This window comes from Paracoccus jeotgali, from assembly GCF_002865605.1.
Lineage (GTDB): Bacteria > Pseudomonadota > Alphaproteobacteria > Rhodobacterales > Rhodobacteraceae > Paracoccus > Paracoccus jeotgali.
The window spans coordinates 1,300,226-1,318,639 of record NZ_CP025583.1 but is presented as its reverse complement, the minus strand read 5'-3'; the positions used below and the strand labels follow the sequence as shown (position 1 = coordinate 1,318,639).

Here is an 18,414-nt window from a genome sequence, read left to right as displayed (position 1 = left end):
CGCAGATGATCCTTGCCGGGCCGCTCGCGGCGCCTGAAATGCTGGCGGTGCTGGGGTGCGCCGGTGATCCCGTTGATCTGCCGGGGCAGATGCACGGCGGGGCCGGTGCCGGGATCGGCGGCGACTGGCCGGACTATCAGCCGGGCGAGGGGCGCGTCGCGGCGGTCTCGGTCGAGTCGACGCCACAGCTTCTACGCTACCTTGAGGTCATGGGGCTGTCGCCCCTGCCGCTGGCGACCGGCGAGGTCTGGGGCTTTGGCGGCGGCGAGGGGCAGGACTGGCAGCCGGAGAAAGCCGCCCTGATGGCGCTGACGGCGCAGGCGATCCTGACGCGCAACAAGGGGGACTCCCCGCAGCACATCCGCGCCCGCTTGACGCGCATCGCCGAGATTGCCGCCGCCGTGCCGCGCGCCGCCTTCGGTCCGCAGCCGCAGACGCATCTGCCGCCGCCCGATCCGGCGCGGGTCGAGATCCGGTCGCGCGCCGAGGTCTGGGGCGGCTATTTCTCGGTCGAGCAGCTTTCGCTGCGCCACCGCCGCCATGATGGCGGCTGGTCCGACACCCTCTCGCGCGAGGCGTTCATGTCGGCCGACGCGGCCCTTCTGCTGCCTTATGACCCGGCGCGGGACGAGGTGCTGGTGATCAGCCAGATCCGCATCGGGCCGCTGGCGCGCGGTCAGGCGCAGGTCTGGATGCTGGAGCCCATCGCCGGCCGCGTCGATGCGGGCGAGCCGCCCGAGGCCACCGCCCGCCGCGAGGCGGGGGAAGAGGCCGGGCTGCAGATCGGCCGGCTTTACCCCTTGCCCGAACATTACCCCTCGCCCGGCGCGAACAGTGAGTTCTTTTATCCCTTCGTCGCCACCGCCGATCTGTCTGGCCACCGCACCGGCCATGGCTTCGGCGTCGCGGGCGAGGGCGAGGATATCGCGACCCATATCCTGCCGCGCGACGAATTGGTGACGCTGGCGCTGAACGGGCAGATCCAGTGCGGGCCGCTGGTGCTGCTGGCGCTGTGGCTGGACCGCCATGCCGACCAGATCCGGCAGGACCCGGCCCATCCCGACGCCCGGCAAGGCGGTGATCTGGCAGGAACGTGACGCCGATCGCGCAATTTTGCCGCGCCAAGCCTTGTTGTCCGGGGTCGGGCTGGTATTCATCGGATGAGACGTCATGGAAGGGCCAGTGATGCGTATCTGCGAAGACCTCGCCGCCGCGATCGGCAATACCCCCTTGATCCGGCTGCGCTCCGCCTCTGAGGCGACGGGCTGCGAGATCCTCGGCAAGGCCGAGTTCATGAATCCGGGCCAGTCGGTCAAGGACCGCGCCGCGCTTTATATCATCCGCGACGCGGTGGCGCGCGGCACGCTGCGCCCGGGCGGCACCATCGTCGAGGGCACGGCGGGCAATACCGGCATCGGGCTGGCGCTAGTCGGCGCCTCGATGGGCTTCCGTTCGGTCATCGTCATCCCCGAGACGCAGAGCCAGGAGAAAAAGGACATGCTGCGGCTGGCCGGGGCGGAACTGGTGCAGGTGCCCGCCGCCCCGTACCGCAACCCGAACAACTATGTCCGATACTCGGAACGGCTGGCGAATGCGCTGGCCAAGACTGAGCCGAATGGCGCGATCTGGGCCAACCAGTTCGACAACACCGCCAACCGGCAGGCGCATCTGGAAACCACCGGCCCCGAGATCTGGGACCAGACCGAGGGCAAGGTCGACGGCTTCATCTGCGCCGTGGGCTCGGGCGGGACGCTGGCCGGGGTGGCGATGGCGCTGCAGCCCAAGGGCGTCAAGATCGGCCTCGCCGATCCCGAAGGCGCTGCGCTGCATTCCTTCTATACCACCGGCGAATTCGACAGCCCCGGCTCGTCCATCACCGAAGGGATCGGGCAAGGGCGCATCACCGCGAATCTGGAAGGCTTCACGCCCGATTACAGCTATCGCATCCCCGATGCCGAGGCGCTGACGGTGCTGTTCGATCTGGCTGCGCATGAGGGGCTGGTGCTGGGCGGTTCGTCCGGCATCAACCTCGCCGGTGCGATCCGCATGGCCCATGACATGGGGCCGGGGCACCGCATCGTCACCATCCTCTGCGACGCCGGCAACCGCTATCAGACCAAGCTGTATAACCCGGAATTCCTGCGCCAGAAGGGGCTGCCGGTGCCGGACTGGCTGGAGGGTCAGTCGAGGAAAATGCCCGAAGTCTTTGAATGAGTTTCAAGTTTTCTAGCCTCTTTCGGACCCTGCTGCTGGCGCTCGTGCTGGTCGCAGGGCCGCTGGCCGCCCAGGACACGCCCGAGATCGATTACGACCGCTGGGAAGGCTTTGCCGCCCAGGCCGAGGACGCGCTGGCCCATAGCGAGACCAGTTCCGAGGTGCTGTCCTCGATCCGCGACAACGCCGTGAAATGGCGCGACCGCTTCTCGCAGGCCAAGGACGCCAACGCGCCGCGTATCCAGACCCTGCGCGACCAGCTGGCCGCCCTTGGCCCGCCGCCCGCCGAGGGCGAGACCGAGGCGGAGGACGTCGCCAACCGCCGCAAGGAGCTGAACGCGCGGCTGTCAGAGCTGCAGGCCCCCGGCCTCGCCGCGACCGAGGCGCTGAGCCGCGCCAATTCGCTGGTCGGGCAGGTCGATCAGCTTGAACGCAAGCGCGACGCCGAGGTGATCCTGACGCTCAGCCCCTCGCCGCTGCTGCCGTCAAGCTGGATCGCCGCCGGACGCGACGTGATCGAGGTGGTCAAGGGCTTCGCCTCGGAAGCCGACCGCGAGTTCCGGCGCGAGAACCTGATGAACCGCGCGCCCGAGGTGCTGGCCTATCTGCTGGGCGCGCTCGGGCTGCTGATCTTTGGCCCGCGTTTCGTCGATTCGCTGCCCGCCAAGCTGGGCAGCCGCTCGGATAAAGAGCGGCGGCCGGTGATCGCCTTCGTCGTCTCGCTGGGGCAGATCGTGGTGCCGATGACGGGGATCACGCTGCTGGCCTGGGCCGTGGACGCAACCGGGCTGGTGGGCCGCTGGGGAACGCCCTTCCTGCTGGCGCTGCCGGTCGCGGCGCTGATCTTCTGGTCGGGCCGTTGGCTGGTCCGCACCCTGTTCGCCGAGGTTCCGGTCGCCTATGCCACGCTGAACCTGCCGACCGAGGCGCGGGCCAAGGCGCGCATCTTTGGCAGCGGGCTGGTGGTGATGATGGCGCTGCACAGCTATCTGGGCCACGCCGCGCTGCCGCAATCGGGCTATGTCCGGTCGGAAAACGCGCTGCCGCGCATCCCCTATGACATCAGCGCCGCCGGGGCAGGGGTGTTCCACCTGTTCCTGCTGACCGGCGGCGCGTTCTTCCTGTTCCGCCTGTCGTCGATCCTGCGCCGGATGAACCGTTACGAGGCCGGCGATTCGCCGCCCTACCGCTCGCGCGCGCTGACCGTGGCGGGCACGGTCCTGCGGCTGCTGGCGCCTTTGGCGGTGATCGCGGCGGTGCTGGGTTATGTGAACCTCGGCAATGCCATGCTGTGGCCGGCGGCGAAAAGCCTGGGCATGATCGGGCTGCTGATCCTGCTGCAGGATTTCATCGCCGACCTCTACGCGCTGCTGAACCGCAGCCAGAAGGACGCCCGCGATTCGCTGGCGCCGATGCTGATCGGGTTCATCCTGATCCTCGCCTCGGCCCCGGTATTCGCGCTGATCTGGGGCAGTTCCGTGGCCGAACTGGCCGAGTGGCGGGTCCGCTTCATGCAGGGCATCTCGTTTGGCGGGGTGCGCCTGTCGCCGCGCGGGGTGATGGTCTTTCTGATCGTCTTTTCGCTGGGTTATCTGGCGACCGGCTGGGTCAAAAGCGCGTTCCGCAACTCGATCCTGCCGCGCACCAATCTCGACAAGGGCGCGCAGACGGCGGCCGTCTCGGGCCTGGGTTATGTGGGCATCTTCCTGGCCGCGCTGCTGGCCATCACCTCGGCCGGGATCGATCTGTCCAGCCTGGCCATCGTCGCCGGCGCGCTGTCGGTCGGCATCGGTTTCGGCCTGCAGACCATCGTGCAGAACTTCGTTTCGGGCATCATCCTGCTGATCGAACGCCCGGTCAGCGTCGGCGACTGGATCGAGGCGGGCGGACAGCAGGGCATCGTCAGCGACATCTCGGTCCGCTCAACCCGCATCCGCACCTTCGACCAGACCGACGTCATCGTGCCGAACAGCGACCTGATCACCCAGACCGTGACCAACTGGACGCGCGGCAATTCGCGCGGGCGGATCATTGTGCCGGTCGGGGTCGCCTATGATTCCGACACCCGCAAGGTCGAGCGTCTGCTGCGCGAGATCGTCGAGGATCAGCCGACGGTGCTGTTCGACCCGGCCCCGGCGGTGCTGTTCATGGGCCTCGGCGCCAGCAGCCTCGATTTCGAGATCCGGGCGATCCTGTCCGATATCGGCGGCGGGCTGGGGGTCAGTTCGGAAATCCGTCACCAGATCCTGAAGCGGTTCGCCGAAGAGGGGATCGAACTGCCCTTCCCGCAACGCGACTTGTGGCTGCGCAACCCCGAGACGCTGCGCGGCGACGCGGCACCTGCCGAGCACGCCGGCCCGCCAGAACCGCCCGAGCCGGCAGAGGCGCCTTCGGGCGAGGTGGCGGGTGTGCACAGTGCGGGCGCGCTGCCTGACGGCGCCTCGGACGGCGGGGATGGTGCCAACAGCTAAGCCGCGTTGACATGGTTGCATCTGCAACTTATCCTGCCCGTCGAGACATGATGGGGGGAAGCCATGACGATCGACGCCTTGCCAAAGGGAATGATCCGCGCCGCGACGCTGAACGGGACCGAAGCGCATCAGGGCTATATGCCCGGCTTCGGCAATGATTTCGAAACCGAGGCGCTGCCGGGCGCGCTGCCGCAAGGGCAGAACAGCCCGCAGAAATGCCCCTATGGGCTTTACGCGGAACAGCTGTCCGGCACCGCCTTTACCGCGCCGCGCGGCCAGAACGAGCGGACTTGGTGCTATCGCATCCGGCCGAGCGTCAAGCATGTCGGGCGGTTCACCAAGATCAAACTGCCCTATTGGGAATCGGCGCCGAATGTCGATCCCGACATCATCAGCCTGGGCCAGTATCGCTGGGATCCGGTGCCGCACAAGGACGGCGAAAGCCTGACCTGGTTGACCGGGATGCGGACCATGACCACGGCGGGCGACGTCAATACGCAGGTCGGCATGGCGGCGCATATCTATCTGGTCACGGAATCCATGGTGGATGAATATTTCTTCAGCGCCGACAGTGAGTTGCTGGTCGTTCCTCAACAGGGCCGGCTGCGCTTCTGCACCGAACTGGGCGTCATCGACCTGGAACCGCGCGAGATCGCCATCCTCCCCCGCGGTCTCGTCTACCGCGTCGAGGTGCTGGAAGGCCCGGCGCGCGGTTTCGTCTGCGAGAATTACGGCCAGAAGTTCGACCTGCCCGGCCGAGGCCCCATCGGCGCCAACTGCCTCGCCAATCCGCGCGACTTTAAATGCCCTGTCGCCGCCTTCGAGGACCGCGACGCCCGCTCGCGCGTGGTGATCAAATGGTGCGGCCAGTTCCACGAAAGCTTTATCGACCACAGCCCGCTGGACGTCGTTGCGTGGCACGGCAACTATTGCGCCTACAAGTATGATCTGCGGACATATTCCCCTGTCGGGGCGATCCTGTTCGACCACCCGGACCCGTCGATCTTCACCGTGCTGACCGCACCCTCGGGGCAGGAAGGCACGGCCAATATCGACTTCGTGCTGTTCCGCGAACGCTGGATGGTGGCCGAGCACAGCTTCCGCCCGCCCTGGTATCACAAAAACATCATGTCCGAGATGATGGGCAATATCCACGGCATCTATGACGCCAAACCGCAAGGTTTCGTGCCGGGCGGGACCAGCCTTCACAACATGATGCTGCCCCACGGCCCCGACCGCAACGCCTTCGAGCATGGCTCGACCGAGCCGATGGTCCCGGTCAAGCAGGACAACACCATGCAGTTCATGTTCGAGACCCGCTTCCCGCAGCAGCTCACCCGCTTTGCCGCGACCGAGGCGCCGTTGCAAGACGACTATGCCGATTGCTGGCAAAGCCTTGAGAAGAAATTCGACGGCACGCCCAGGGGAAATAGGGCGCCAAGCCCCGGCAAAACCCGCAGGCGCAAGTTGATCTGCGCCTGCGGGTTCGGTATGTCAGGCGTCGGGGGCGGTTAGCTCAGCTGGTAGAGCGCTTCGTTTACACCGAAGATGTCGGGGGTTCGAACCCCTCACCGCCCACCAATCCGGATTGCGATGATCATCATCGGGGGTCCGATTTCGAATCGGCAGCGGCGTCCATGCTCAGGTCTGCGGCCGCTCGGCCCAGCCGGCAAAGATCCGCTCGAGCATCACCACGATATAATACAGCATGATCCCCAGCAGCGCCAAGGCGATGAGGACCGCGAACATCAGCGGATAGTCGCCATTCGTCTTGCCGGAATCGAACAGTGCCCCCAGCCCGCGCCCATGCGGCGAGACGATCTCGACCAGGTTGGTGCCGATAAACGCCAGCGTGACCGAGACCTTCAGCGCCCCGAAGAACTCTGGCAGGGTCTTCGGCAGGGCGATCTTGCGGAAGATGGTGAAGCGCGAGGCCCCCAGCGCGCGCAGGATGTCGCGGTATTCCGGCTCTAGCGTGGACAGCCCGATGCTGACCGACACGGCGATGGGAAAGAACGAGATCATCACCGCCATCAGCACGGTGTTGAAATCATGCTGGCCGATGAAGATCAGCGCGATCACCGGGACCAGCGTGGCCTTTGGGATCGCGTTGAAGCCGACCAGCAGCGGGTAAAGCGCGCTGCGCGTCATCTGCGACAGCCCCATGATCATGCCAAGCGCGCCGCCCAGCAGCACGGCGAGGACCAGCCCCACCACCGTCCGCCACAGCGTCTGCCAACCCATCTCGAGGAACAGCCAGCGGAACTTCCAGAACGCCGCCGGCAGGTCCGAGGGCGCGGCCATCTTGTATTTCGGCCAGTCATTGATCCAGACCAGCCCCTCCCACAGCAGCAGGAAGATGACGATGGAGGCGATGGGAACCAGGATCTTGCGGACCATCTTCATCACGCGACCTCGACGCGGTTCTGGGCGATGCTGATCTGGTCGCGCAGATCGTGCAGCATGTCGCTGACCTTGGGCGTGTACAGGATATCCAGCGGGCGCTTGTCGGGCAGCTTCACGTCCAGCACATATTGCGTCCGCGCCGGACGGTCCGACAGCACCACCACCTGATCGCCCAGATAAACGCTTTCGCGCAGGTCATGGGTGATGAGGACGCCGGTGAACGGCTCGGCCGCGCGCAGGTCGCGCATGGTCTGCCACAGATCCTCGCGGGTAAAGGCGTCGAGCGCGCCAAAGGGCTCGTCCATGATCAGCACCCGCGGCTTGTGCACGATCGAGCGGCACAGCGAGGCGCGTTGCCGCATCCCGCCGGACAGCTCGCTAGGTCGCTTGTGCTCGAACCCCAGCAGGCCGACCATCTCCAGCAGCTCCATCGCGCGGGCGACGCGCTGCTTGCGCGGCATCGAGGGCGCGACGATTTCCAGCGGCAGGATGACGTTTTCCAGGATGTTGCGCCATTCCAGCAGGACCGGGTTCTGGAAGGCCATGCCGACGGTCTTGCGCGGCGATTTCACCCGCTCGCCATCCAGCCAGACCTCGCCCTGATCCGGGATCAGAAGCCCCGCGATCAGCCGCGTCAGCGTGGATTTGCCGCAGCCGGACGGGCCGACGACGGCGCAAAAGCTGCTTTCGGGGATGGAGAGATCCAGCCCCGACAGCACCGGCAGCGGCCCCAAAGGGGTCTTGTAGGCGTGGTAGACGCCCCGTGTCTCGATCAGATTCATGAACCAACTTTCAGGATGGCTGTGGCCCTGACACCGGATGGTCAGGGCCGGTCGGGATCAGTCAATCCTGAGAGGATCTTCGGGCAGGAAGCTGTCGTCGAAATACAGCGACGGATCGGGCGCGTTGGTGAATTTATAAACCATCTGCATCTGCTCGATGGACTTGTCCATCCGCTCGGCATCGATGCCGCCCATGCCGTTTTCCTTGACGTAATCGGTCAGCACGTTGTCGTCGATGGACATTTTCAGGCGCCGGGTCTCAAGATCCTTGTCCATGGCGGGGTTATGCGCGGCCAGCACGTCGACTGCGGCGTCCGGATCGGCGATGGCGTCCTTCCAGCCGGCGGCGACGGCGCGGACAAAGCCGGTGATCGCTTCGGGGTTTTCCTTGGCGAAATCGGTGTTGGCGATGACCGCGTTGCCGTAAAGGGCAAGGCCGTGATTGGCCATCAGCATGACGGTGATGTCCTCCTCGGGCACGCCCAGCCGCATGGTGTTCAGCGCCGAGGTGAAGGAAAACCCCGTCACCGCCGCGACCTTGCCTTCGGCCAGCATCGGCTCGCGGGTCGGAAAGCCGACCGGCTCGACCGTGACCTTGTCCATGTCGATGTCATTGGCGGCGGCAAAGATCGGGAATTGCGCCCAGGCCCCGTCCGGGGGCGGCGCGCCCAGGATCTTGCCTTCCAGATCGGCGGGCGTTTCGATGCCCAGCGATTTCCGCCCGACGATCGAGAAGGACGGCTTGTCATAGACCATCATCACCGCCGTCACCGGCGCGCCGGGGTTCTGGTCGATGAACTTCATCAGCGAGGCCATGTCGGCAAAGCCCACCGGAAAGGCCCCGGTCGCCACCTTCGGAATCGCGTCCAGCGAGCCCGCACCCTCGGAAATCTCGACCGTCAGCCCCTCATCGGCGAAGTGGCCGTTCTCGATGGCGAGGAAATAGGGCGCGGCCGGCCCTTCCAGCTTCCAGTCCAAAGCAAAGGGCATGTTGGTGTCTGCAAATCCCGCCTGACCCGCGAATGCGGCGGCTGCGAACGCCACCGAGCCCATGAATCCCTTGATGCCGATATGTCCCATTCCGTCCCCGTCTGTTAACGCCGCCCCGGCCGCATGCGACCGGTCGGCCCCTGGCTTGTGCCAATGTAAAAATCGTGACCCGGAGGCAAGGGTGCAGGATAAGTCGTGCTGGGGCAAGAAATAAAACTCAAGCAAGGCGGTTATTCAGGGCGCGGCGGGGCTTGGGCTGGGCAATGTCGTGCGGCGTGTCGGCTGCTGACATGCCGGCTGATATTCATGCGGCTGGCGCCATTCCACGCGCTCGCGGATGGGCGCCTTTGCGTTTCGCGTTCGCTGGTTTCATGCATCCTGTCCATCTCGATCTCGACCAGCCGCAAATTGCGCGCTAGATCAGCCGTGAACCCCGGATCAGGACGACTATGACCCGCTGCCGCCTGCCTCTTGCGCCTTTCTGCCACGCCGCTGCCTTGGCCGGCGCGCTTGGCGCCGGGGCTGCGGCGCAGGCCGATCCATTTGCGGATTTCGGCACGGCGATGAAATACGCCCTGCCGCTGGCCGCTGCGGTCTGTGCCGTCGATCAGGGCCGGGGCGAGGATTTCGCGGTGCGTGGCGCGGTGCAGGTCGCCGTGGTGCTGGGCATGAAGCAGCTATTCGGCGATCGCCCCATCGGGCAGCGACCGAGCGGCGAGGGACGGGGCTTCCCCTCGGGCCACACCGCCTCGGCGTTTTTCGGGGCGGCTGATCTGGCGAGGAAATGCCTCGCCGAGGACCCAGCCGCCGGGGCGGCGATGTATGGCGCCGCGGGGCTGACCGGGCTGAGCCGCTTGCACGCGGGCGAGCATGATCCGGCGCAGGTCTGGGCGGGGGCGCTTGTCGGTTTCAGCCTTGGCGCGGCGGATTTCGGCATCGGCACCGATGGCGCGTCCTTCAGCATCGGGTTGAAGTTCTAGGCGCACGCCTCTGATGTATAAAGACTCCTTTGGCGAAATCCGCGCCGCGGGATCTCCGCAGCGCAAGCAGGGTTGCACTCTGCCCGCACCTGTCTAAAGACAGGCGTCTTGTTGTCAGCGGCGAACGGGGTGAACATGTCCGAAGCAAGCGACCGGATGGGTGCGACAATGACCGACCAGAACGCGACCGAGGCCGCGCCCGACGCAGAGGCGCAGAGCGCCGCCAAAAGCAGCGCCCGCCGGGTGGGGCTGATCGTCATCATCCTGCTGGTGCTGCTGGTCGCCTTCTATGCGATGGCCGACAGGGCCACGCCCTCGACCTCGCGCGGGATCGTCTCGGCCAATCTGGCGCAGATCGCGCCGCGTGTCTCGGGCGAGGTGACGGCGCTGCATGTGGCCGACGATGCGGTGGTCGAGGCGCAGGCGCCGCTGTTCTCGATCGACCCCCGGCCTTACGAACTCGCCGTCCGGCAGGCCCGCGCGGATCTCGCCAATGCGCTGCAAAGCGTCGATGCCTCCAGCGCCTCGCTGGTGGCGGCGCAGGCGGCGGTGACGCAGGCGCGCAGCGCGCGCAGCCAGGCCGAGCGGGTGTTCCGCCTCGAATCGCGCGGCGTCGTGGCCGAGGCGCGGGGCGATGACGCTCGCGCCAGCGTCACCCAGGCCGAAGCGCAACTTGCCAGTGCCGAGGCCAATCTGGAAAGCGCCCGCAACCAGCTTGGCCCCAAGGGCAAGGAAAACCCCGCGATTCAAGCCGCCGAGGCGCGTCTGGACGCCGCGCTTTACGATCTGGCCTCGACCACGGTCACCGCACCGCATCGCGGCGTCGTGACCAATGTCACCCTGTCCGACGGGCAGTTCATTGGCGCCGGCAACCCGGCCATGACCTTTATCGATGCCGAGGCCGCCTGGGTGACCGTCGATCTGCGCGAGAACCAGCTGCAGAAAGTGACGCCGGGCGATCCCGCGCATCTGCTGTTCGACGCGGTGCCGGGGCGCATTCTGTCGGGCCGCGTGCAAAGCATCGCCTGGGGCATCAACCCCGGCCGGACCGTGCAGGGCGGGCTGGTGGTCAGCCAGCCCTCGAACCGCTGGTTCGAGCCGGCGCGGCGCATCCCGGTGCGGATAGAGCTGGATGGCGGGATCGAGGCATGGCCGCGCACCGTCCGCGTCGGCGGCAAGGTCCACGCCGTGATCTTTGCCGATGGCAGCCCCACCGGCCTCATGGCCTGGCCCGCCCGCGCGATGCAGCGGATGCGGTCCTGGGCCAGCTTTCTGCACTGACCGCCCGATGTATGTCACCCCCCGTCCCGATGCGGTCGAAGACCCGCTTTACGGCATCCGGCTGGGCCTGACCGGGGCGCTGGCCTATGCGGCGATCCCCATCATCGACCCGCTGCTGCCGCCGATCATCGCGGCCCTGCCGGTCGGGCTGATCGCGGCGCAGCGCAGGACGCTCGATCTGGGCAAGCTGATCGGCGGCGCGCTGGCGATGATGATCCTGCCCTGGATCATGACCTGGCTGGTGGTGCAGATGCGGCCCATGCCGCTGGTTTATGTGCTGGTCATGTGGTGGTTCTATTTCATCGGCTTCCGGATGATCCTGGTCTCGGGCGCGCAGGCGGGGATGCTGATCGTCATCGTCGCGGTGCTGATCTCGGTCATGGGGATGCACGGCACCGCCATCGTCGAGACGCTGCGCAACGGCTTCATGCAAGCCGCGCTGGTGACGCTGGTGGTGGGGCCGATCGTCTATCTGCTGGCGCCGCCCCGCACGCGCGAGCGGCATGTCGACACCCCCACGCCAGGCCATGGCAACGCCACCCTGGGCGCGGCGATCCGGGCCACGGTGCTGATCGGGCTCAGCTTCTGGCTGTATGCGGTGATGCAGCCCTCGGACATGATGATGGCGGTGGTGGCGGCGATGGTGCTGGTGTTTCCGTCGCGCAAGCAGGTGTTTTCCGAGGCGATGCAGCGCATCCGGGCCACGGTGTATGGTGGCGCGGTGGCCATGCTGATCCTGATGCTGTTCCTGTTCTCGCAGCATCTGCTGGTGCTGCTGGGGCTGATCTTTCTGGGCGGGCTGTGGTTCGGGCAGAAAATGCTGTTCGGCCCGCGTCAGAGCATGGTCTATCAATACGGGTTCTCGGTGACGCTGGCGCTGGTCGCGGGGGCGCTGTCGACGCAGGACGCGGCCTATGCGACGATGACCCGGATCGTGCTGACGCTGGCCGGGGCGCTGACCGCGGCGCTGTCGGTGGCGCTGCTGGACCAGATGACGGGCTGGCGCAGCCAGGTTGCGGGCTGAGGCGGCTGATGGCCGGTCAGCCCCGCCGGTCGAGCTGAACCCCGTCCGGCGTCACGATCAGATCGAGCGCGACGTCATGGGGCTGGGGATAAAGCGTCCGCAACTCTCCCTCGGCCAGCGCCACGCCGATGGTCAGGGGCCGGGGCGACAGCGCGGCCAGCGTCCGGTCCCACGCCCCGTCGCCATAGCCCAGCCGATGCCCCTCGCGGTCCCAGCCGAGCGCCGGAATGATGGCGCAGTCAGGGCGGACAAAGGGCGCTTGCGTGTCGGGCGCGGGAACGCCGCGGGGATCGGGCCGCAGCTTCAGCCCCGGCTGCCAGAGCCGGAAGGACAGCGGCAAACCGGCAGCCTCGACCACCGGCAGCGCGATGCGGACGCCCTGCCGCGCCAGATCGGCCAGCAGGGGCCGCAGGTCCGGCTCATTCCTTATCGGCCAATAGAGCGAGACCACCGACCCGGCGCCGCCCATCCCCGCCATAGCCAGCAGCGCCGTCAGATGCCGCATCAGCGCTTGCGCCGCGGCCTCGCGCCCGGCTGCGCCAAGGGCGGTGCGCGCGGCCAGCAGGTTTTCGCGCTGCGCCCGGCGCCAACGGCTGACATCGCTTTCCTGCTGCGGATCGACGGCCAGCGGGTCGAAATAATCGGGCGCGATCTCGCCCGCCAGACAGGGCGGCGAGGCGAAACGGCCTGGCCGATCGCCGGCCCCGCTCATCCGCGCGTTCCTCTGTCCATCGCCCTCTCCTGTGCCTGTCACCGAGTCTTGCAGGATCGTCGCGCCAAGTCTAACCTTCGATCAGTTCGGACGGAAAGGACTACCATGGCAAGCTGGCTTCCCACGCTCAAGACCGACACCCCCGAAGAGGGCTATGATCTGGCCGTCAAGATGGCGCGCGTCGCCGTCAAGCTGACCCAACCCGATGCCGAGATGCGCGACAAGCTGCGGCCGGAATATGCCAGCGATGCCGATGCGCTGATCGCCGTCAGCCAAGTGGTCGCGACGCATTTCGCCACCGTCGCGGCGGCGAACGACTATTGGCGCAAGGGCTAGAGGCCCCATCCGCCGAGGGACGGCGTGACCCGCTTTCGGATCGTCGAACTGCGCCGCGGCACCGCGCGCCCCTTCGGGCCGAACGGAGAGCTGTCCGCCATCGACAAGCAGCCGGTGCCCGGCCCGGTGCAGGTCAGCGCGACCGGGATGGAGGGCGACGAGCAGGGCGACCCTCGCCATCACGGCGGTCCCGACAAGGCGCTGCACGCCTATAGCGTGGCGCATTATCCGTGGTGGCAGGGCGAACTGCCACGGGTGGCCGCGCGCTTCCGGCCCGGCGCCTTCGGCGAGAACCTTGTGGTCGAGGGTGTGACCGAGGGCGATCTCTGCCTCGGCGATCTGTGGCAGGTGGGCGAGGTCACGCTGCAACTGTCGCAAAGCCGTCAGCCCTGCTGGAAGCTGAACACGCGTTTCGCGACCAAGGACATGGCCCGGCGCGTGCAGGACAGCGGCCGCACCGGCTGGTATTTCCGCGTCCTGACCCCCGGCGAGCTGCGCGCGCCGGCCGAGGCCCGGCTGATCGAGCGCCCCCACCCGGACTGGCCGCTGACGCGCATCTGGGACGTGCTTTATCGCGACACGTTGAACACCTCGGTCCTGCGTGAGTTGGCAACGCTGACCGGGTTGCCGGAACGCTGGCAGAGCCTCGCGCAGAACCGCCTGAAGCGCCGTGAGGTTGAAGACTGGTCGCGGCGGCTGAACGCGCCGGGGAGTGAGTAGGGTTTTAGGGGCGCAGAGAGTTGGGGGGTGTCCTTCGGCGGGAACGGCGATGCGGCTTCTGCTTTAGACAGCGGGCGGTGAAGCCTGCTATGCGCGGCCCTTCAGACGCACGACACGCTCAGCCCAGTCTGCGCCCGGACTGACAACACTACCTCGCCTCCCAGCATCCTCGCCTTCGCCCCTCAAACCGCCGCCAGCGGCCGTATCCGCAGCTTGGTGATGCGGTTTTCGCGGCGGGTCACGACCTCGAAGCGATAGCCGTGGAACGAAAACACCTGACCCTGCGCCGGGATCGACTGGGCCATGTGGATGACCAGCCCGGCCACCGTGTTCGCCTCGTCATCGGGCAGGTTCCAGTCCAGCGCCCGGTTCAGGTCGCGGATCGTCATGGCGCCGTCGATCAGGTAATCGCCCGAGGGGCCGGGTCGCAGGTCGTGATCGGCCTCGGTGTCGTGCTCGTCGGCGATTTCGCCCACGATCTCCTCGATGATATCCTCGAGCGTGATCAGCCCGCGCAGCGCGCCGTATTCGTCCACGACCAGCGCGAAATGCGTCCGCCGCTTGAGGAATTCGCGCATCTGCTCGTCCAGACCGGTGGTGTCGGGAACGAAATAAGGCTTCATCGCCACCGCCATGACGTCGAAATCGCGCATCGCGTCGGCGGGCTCGCCCTTGCCGTCATAGGCCGAGGCATGGACCGCGCGCAGCACGTCCTTGGCGTGGATGACGCCGATGACGTTCTCACGCTCGCCACGATAGAGCGGCAGGCGGGTGTGGGGGCTGGACAGCACGGTGTCGAGGATGGTCGCGGGCGGCAGGTCGCCGTCGATCATCTGGATCTCGGAGCGGTGCTTCATGATCTCGTCCACGGTCCGGTTCCCCAGATCGAGCGCCCCCAGCAGCCGGTCGCGGTCCTCTTTCTCCACCGTGCCCGAGGCCGCGCCGATGCTGAGCGCGCCGGCGATTTCTTCGTGGACCGAGAACATGTTGGCGTCAGGGTCGCTTTGCAGCCCGAACACCCGCAGGATCGCGCGGACGATGGCGCGCACCACCAGCACGATCGGCGACAGCAGCCGCATGACCACGGTCATCGGGCGCGCGACCATGGCGGCCAAGCTTTCGGCATTGGCGATGGCATAGGATTTCGGCATCACCTCGGCGAAGATCAGCACCAGCACCGTCATCACCGCGGTCGCCAGCGCCACGCCGCTGGCCCCGAACAGCGCCGTGAACAGCGCCGTCGCCAGCGAGGCCGACAGGATGTTCATGACGTTGTTGCCCAGCAGGATCGCCCCGATCAGCCGGTCGCTGTCGCGGGTGACGCGGATCGCGGCGATGGCGCCGGGATCGCCCCGGTCGGCGCGGTTCCGCAGCTTGGCGCGGCTGGCGCCGGTCAGCGCGGTTTCAGATGCCGAGAAGAAGGCCGAGAAGACCAGCAGCACCAGAATGGCCAGCGCGAAGGTCAGCACCATGGCGCCGCTGACGCCTCCGCCCTGGGCGCTGACGACGGCGCCGGGGGTGGTGGCGGTCTGGGCGACGGCTTCCGCCGACACGGCGGCGCCTTGGGCGAGGGTGGGCAGGATCATTGTCAGCATCGGTTCAAACGCGGGCCAGGGGGTGATGGTTCAGCACCAGATCGCGCATTCGCAGATCCAGCACATGGGTATAGATTTCGGTCGTCGACAGGTCGGCATGTCCCAGCAGGGTCTGGATCGCCCGCAGATCGGCACCGCCTTCCAGCAGATGGGTGGCAAAGGCGTGGCGGATGACATGGGGCGTGACGCGGGCCGGGTCGATCCCGCAGGCAAGCGCCAGATCGCGGATCAGATCGTTCATCGACTTCCGCGCCATGTGTCCGGTCTGCGAGCCGGCCGGGAACAGAAAGCGCGCGCCCTTGCCCGCGACCAAGCGGCCCAGATGGCTGTCGCGCGGGGCGTGGTCGCGGATCTTCAGCCAGTCGTGCAGTGCGCGCTGCGCCGGCGGCGACAGCGGCACCATGCGCTCGCGTCCGCCCTTGCCGCGGATCAGCAGCAGTTGCGGATCGCCCCGCGTCGCCGCGACGGGCAGCGAGACAAGCTCGGTCACGCGCATGCCGGTGGCGTAAAGCAGCTCGATCAGGCAGCGGTTGCGGGCGCGGTCATCGGCGTTCCGGCCGGTGGCGGACACCGCGTCGAGCAGGCGCGAGACCTCGTCCTGGCTAAGCACGCGTGGCAGGCGCGGGCGGCGGCCGGGGCCCGAGAGGCGTTGTGCCGGATCATCCGTCCGCCAGCCCTCGGCCAGCGCCAGCCGCGTGAACTGCCGGATCGAGGACAGCCGCCGCGCCCGCGTCGCACCCGACAGGCCCTGCGCCTCGCAATGCGCCAGATAGGCGGTGATGTCGTCGCGGGTCATGCTGAGCAGATCCAGCCCGCGCCCCGGCAGCCACTCGGCCAGATCGCGAAGGTCGCGGCCATAGGCCAGCAGCGTGTTCTGCGCGGCCCCCGCCTCGGCCGCCTGTGCGTCCAGGAACGCGCCGATGCGGGTCAGATCGGTCACGGGGCGGGCTCGGTCTGCGGCGGCATCTTCAGCAGCGGGTCGAGCGCGATTTGCGTCGCGATCCGGCGCGCATCCGCAATCAGCCCAAGCTGGCGCAGCATCTGCACGCCCCGCGCGGCGCGGGTGAAATCGCCCTGCAACCCGGCATCGGCATCGGCGAGCGAGCCATACTGCGCCGGCGCCAGCGGCATCCCGTCGCCGCTTTGCGGGGCCGGCGGCAGATCGCCGGCAAAGACCGGGGCCAGCGCACCCAAGGCCGGCGACAAGGGCTGCGGCTGCCCGCCGCTGGCCAGCGCCAGCAGGGCGGCATCCAGCGGCTCATCCGGGCTTTCGCTCACCTCGGTCAGCCCGGCCCACAGCCGCAGCCACAGCGCCAGCCGGGCGCTGTCGGGGGGCAGGGTCTCGGGTGCAAGATCGGGGGCCACCATGCTGGCGAAGGCGTCGCGCAGGCCGGCGGCCTCAAGCCGCTGGAACGCCAGCCGCAGGGCCGGGCCGATCCGCGCGCCGTCGCCGGTGGCGATGGCCGCATCAAGCGCCTGCACCGCCGCCGCGCGTTCCCAGACCCCGCCCGAGGCGGCGGGGCTTTGCGCGCCGTAAAGCTGGTGCAGCACGTCCGAGGGCAGGACTCCGGCCCGCGCCAACCGCTCGGCGGCCTCGAGCTGCGCCTTCCAACCGGCGCGTTGGTCCAGATCGGCCCAGGCATAGGGCAGGGGCAGATCGCCGGTCGGCAAAGGCTGGCCGATCGCCTCGTGCAGGCGGAACATCAGCGGCGTCATGTCGGTGGGGGTGACCGGCAGCGGCTCGGCCCCGTCGGCGGCGCCGTCGTCCAGATAGCGGGTCAGGATCGCGTCCAGCCCCTCGGGCAGCAGCCCCAGCCGGGCCGCGCCGTGATGGACCAGCGCCGCCGCCTGCCAGTCGCCCACCTGCGCGAGGCAATAGATCCGCGCCGCCTGATCGGGAACGATCCCCGGCGCGCGCGCCATGTGCGTGCAAAGCTGCCCCTCGCCACCCAGCAGCAGCGCCAGATCGAACAGGCGGCGGAAGCTGTCGGCATTGTCCGGCCCCGCCCCCTGCAAAAGCACCCGGGCAGAGGGCAACGCACCATCGCGGAACAGCTGATCGACCCGCGCGGCAAAGAACTGGCCTTGCCGGGTCGGGTCGTCGATCTCGGGCGGGGCAAGCTGCGCCTCGATCACCCGGCGCGCAAGCTGGCGCGAGGCGGGCAGGGCGGGGCTGGCGCGCAGCATCCCGATGGCGGTGTCCAGCGCCGTCCCGGCCCAGAAATCCTCGGCCAGCCCGGCCTGACGGGCCGAGATCACCCCCGCGCCGTCGGAATCCGCGGCTTTCAACCGGCTGGTGCCGACCGGCACGGCCAGCGCGTCCTGCGCGATCTGTCGCCCCTCGCGATCCGTGGGCGCGGCGATGGGGCGCGTCGGGCGCAGCCGTGCTGCATCGGGCGGCACCGGATCGCCCGGCCGCCACGCGGTCGAGGGCGCGGGCCGGGCGGTGCCGCTTTTCAGCCAGTCATTGGCCGACAGCGGGGACTGCGCCGCCATCGGCGAGGCGAACCCCAGAACCGCCAGCAGCAGGGCAGGGGTGGCGGTCCGGCGCAGGCGATCAATCCAGATCATTCGCGTCCGCCCCGGCTTCGGCTGCGTCCTCGGTCGCGGGTTCCGCCTGCGCCGCTTCGGGCGGGGACAGCCCGGCAGGCGGGGTCGAGGGCGTGGGCGCGGTGATGTTCAGCGGCACAAATTTGCGCATCTCTTGCTGGCGCGGGCCCATATCGCCCAGATAGGCATAGGCCGTCAGCCCCAGCACCGCCAGAATCACCAGCACCACGATAATCTTCAACAACCGCATCATCTGCCCTTTCGCCCGCTGCTCTTATCCCGGTCTTGCCTCCGGTTTTGCCGCCTTATAGCTGGCAATTTCCGAAAGATCACGTCATTCACGGCATGTCGTG

17 protein-coding genes and 1 tRNA gene are annotated in these 18,414 nt (G+C 67.8%); 10 read left to right on the top strand and 8 right to left on the bottom strand.

All coding sequences use genetic code 11. From position 1 onward, the window contains the following. The first annotated feature begins 5 nt into the window (after positions 1-5). The 5 genes from CYR75_RS06465 to CYR75_RS06445 all read left to right on the top strand — a co-directional run bounded on the left by CYR75_RS06465 (position 6) and on the right by CYR75_RS06445 (position 6,266). Positions 6-1,097: an NUDIX domain-containing protein gene (locus CYR75_RS06465; protein WP_225972914.1), complete on the top strand. Its 1,092-nt coding sequence runs from the start codon at positions 6-8 to the stop codon at positions 1,095-1,097. 88 nt (positions 1,098-1,185) lie between these two features. Then, positions 1,186-2,214, top strand: coding sequence for a cysteine synthase A (locus CYR75_RS06460; RefSeq protein ID WP_101499319.1), 1,029 nt, complete (start codon positions 1,186-1,188; stop codon positions 2,212-2,214). Further along, on the top strand, positions 2,211-4,685 hold the full coding sequence (locus tag CYR75_RS06455) for a mechanosensitive ion channel family protein (protein WP_101499318.1): 2,475 nt from the start codon (positions 2,211-2,213) through the stop codon (positions 4,683-4,685). Before CYR75_RS06460 ends, CYR75_RS06455 begins: the two co-directional genes overlap by 4 nt. Positions 4,686-4,748: 63 nt before the next feature. Further along, positions 4,749-6,200, top strand: coding sequence for a homogentisate 1,2-dioxygenase (gene hmgA, locus CYR75_RS06450; RefSeq protein WP_101499317.1), 1,452 nt, complete (start codon positions 4,749-4,751; stop codon positions 6,198-6,200). Further along, positions 6,191-6,266 (top strand) — tRNA-Val (locus tag CYR75_RS06445). Before hmgA ends, CYR75_RS06445 begins: the two co-directional genes overlap by 10 nt. A 60-nt stretch (positions 6,267-6,326) precedes the next feature. Here the strand turns inward: CYR75_RS06445 and CYR75_RS06440 are convergent. The 3 genes from CYR75_RS06440 to CYR75_RS06430 are packed head-to-tail and all read right to left on the bottom strand — an operon-like array spanning position 6,327 to position 8,953. Then, on the bottom strand, positions 6,327-7,091 hold the full coding sequence (locus tag CYR75_RS06440; protein ID WP_101499316.1) for an ABC transporter permease: 765 nt from the start codon (positions 7,089-7,091) through the stop codon (positions 6,327-6,329). After that, positions 7,091-7,873: an ABC transporter ATP-binding protein gene (locus tag CYR75_RS06435; protein WP_101499315.1), complete on the bottom strand. Its 783-nt coding sequence runs from the start codon at positions 7,871-7,873 to the stop codon at positions 7,091-7,093. Before CYR75_RS06435 ends, CYR75_RS06440 begins: the two co-directional genes overlap by 1 nt. A gap of 57 nt (positions 7,874-7,930) precedes the next feature. Beyond that, a complete protein-coding gene (locus CYR75_RS06430) occupies positions 7,931-8,953 on the bottom strand; it encodes an ABC transporter substrate-binding protein (RefSeq protein ID WP_404825364.1) in 1,023 nt (340 codons plus the stop codon). Between the two features lie 407 nt (positions 8,954-9,360). Between CYR75_RS06430 and CYR75_RS06425 the strand changes: the two genes are divergently transcribed. The 3 genes from CYR75_RS06425 to CYR75_RS06415 all read left to right on the top strand — a co-directional run bounded on the left by CYR75_RS06425 (position 9,361) and on the right by CYR75_RS06415 (position 12,148). Then, complete coding sequence (locus CYR75_RS06425; protein WP_225972868.1) at positions 9,361-9,843, top strand: phosphatase PAP2 family protein; 483 nt, start codon at positions 9,361-9,363, stop codon at positions 9,841-9,843. A gap of 135 nt (positions 9,844-9,978) precedes the next feature. After that, positions 9,979-11,124 carry an HlyD family secretion protein gene (locus CYR75_RS06420; RefSeq protein WP_225972867.1) on the top strand — a complete coding sequence of 382 codons (1,146 nt, stop codon included), beginning with the start codon at positions 9,979-9,981 and terminating at the stop codon, positions 11,122-11,124. Positions 11,125-11,131: 7 nt separating this feature from the next. Then, positions 11,132-12,148 carry an FUSC family protein gene (locus CYR75_RS06415; protein ID WP_101499313.1) on the top strand — a complete coding sequence of 339 codons (1,017 nt, stop codon included), beginning with the start codon at positions 11,132-11,134 and terminating at the stop codon, positions 12,146-12,148. A gap of 16 nt (positions 12,149-12,164) precedes the next feature. Here the strand turns inward: CYR75_RS06415 and CYR75_RS06410 are convergent, their stop codons facing one another. Further along, entirely contained in the window at positions 12,165-12,860 is a 696-nt protein-coding gene (locus CYR75_RS06410; RefSeq protein WP_101499312.1) for a 5-formyltetrahydrofolate cyclo-ligase, read from the bottom strand. Positions 12,861-12,965: 105 nt separating this feature from the next. On the opposite strand from CYR75_RS06410, the gene CYR75_RS06405 reads away from it, so the two are divergent. Then, a complete protein-coding gene (locus CYR75_RS06405; protein ID WP_101499311.1) occupies positions 12,966-13,196 on the top strand; it encodes a hexameric tyrosine-coordinated heme protein in 231 nt (76 codons plus the stop codon). Positions 13,197-13,220: 24 nt separating this feature from the next. Next, positions 13,221-13,916: an MOSC domain-containing protein gene (locus tag CYR75_RS06400; RefSeq protein WP_101499310.1), complete on the top strand. Its 696-nt coding sequence runs from the start codon at positions 13,221-13,223 to the stop codon at positions 13,914-13,916. 182 nt (positions 13,917-14,098) lie between these two features. Here CYR75_RS06400 and CYR75_RS06395 read toward each other — a convergent pair whose 3' ends face one another. The 4 genes from CYR75_RS06395 to CYR75_RS06380 form a co-directional block, all read right to left on the bottom strand. Continuing rightward, positions 14,099-15,388, bottom strand: coding sequence for an HlyC/CorC family transporter (locus tag CYR75_RS06395; RefSeq protein ID WP_101500911.1), 1,290 nt, complete (start codon positions 15,386-15,388; stop codon positions 14,099-14,101). 127 nt (positions 15,389-15,515) lie between these two features. Continuing rightward, positions 15,516-16,451, bottom strand: coding sequence for a tyrosine recombinase (locus tag CYR75_RS06390; protein WP_192876690.1), 936 nt, complete (start codon positions 16,449-16,451; stop codon positions 15,516-15,518). Continuing rightward, on the bottom strand, positions 16,448-18,082 hold the full coding sequence (locus tag CYR75_RS06385) for a hypothetical protein (protein WP_101499309.1): 1,635 nt from the start codon (positions 18,080-18,082) through the stop codon (positions 16,448-16,450). Before CYR75_RS06385 ends, CYR75_RS06390 begins: the two co-directional genes overlap by 4 nt. Then, a complete protein-coding gene (locus CYR75_RS06380) occupies positions 18,069-18,314 on the bottom strand; it encodes a hypothetical protein (RefSeq protein ID WP_225972866.1) in 246 nt (81 codons plus the stop codon). Before CYR75_RS06380 ends, CYR75_RS06385 begins: the two co-directional genes overlap by 14 nt. Positions 18,315-18,414: the final 100 nt, after the last annotated feature.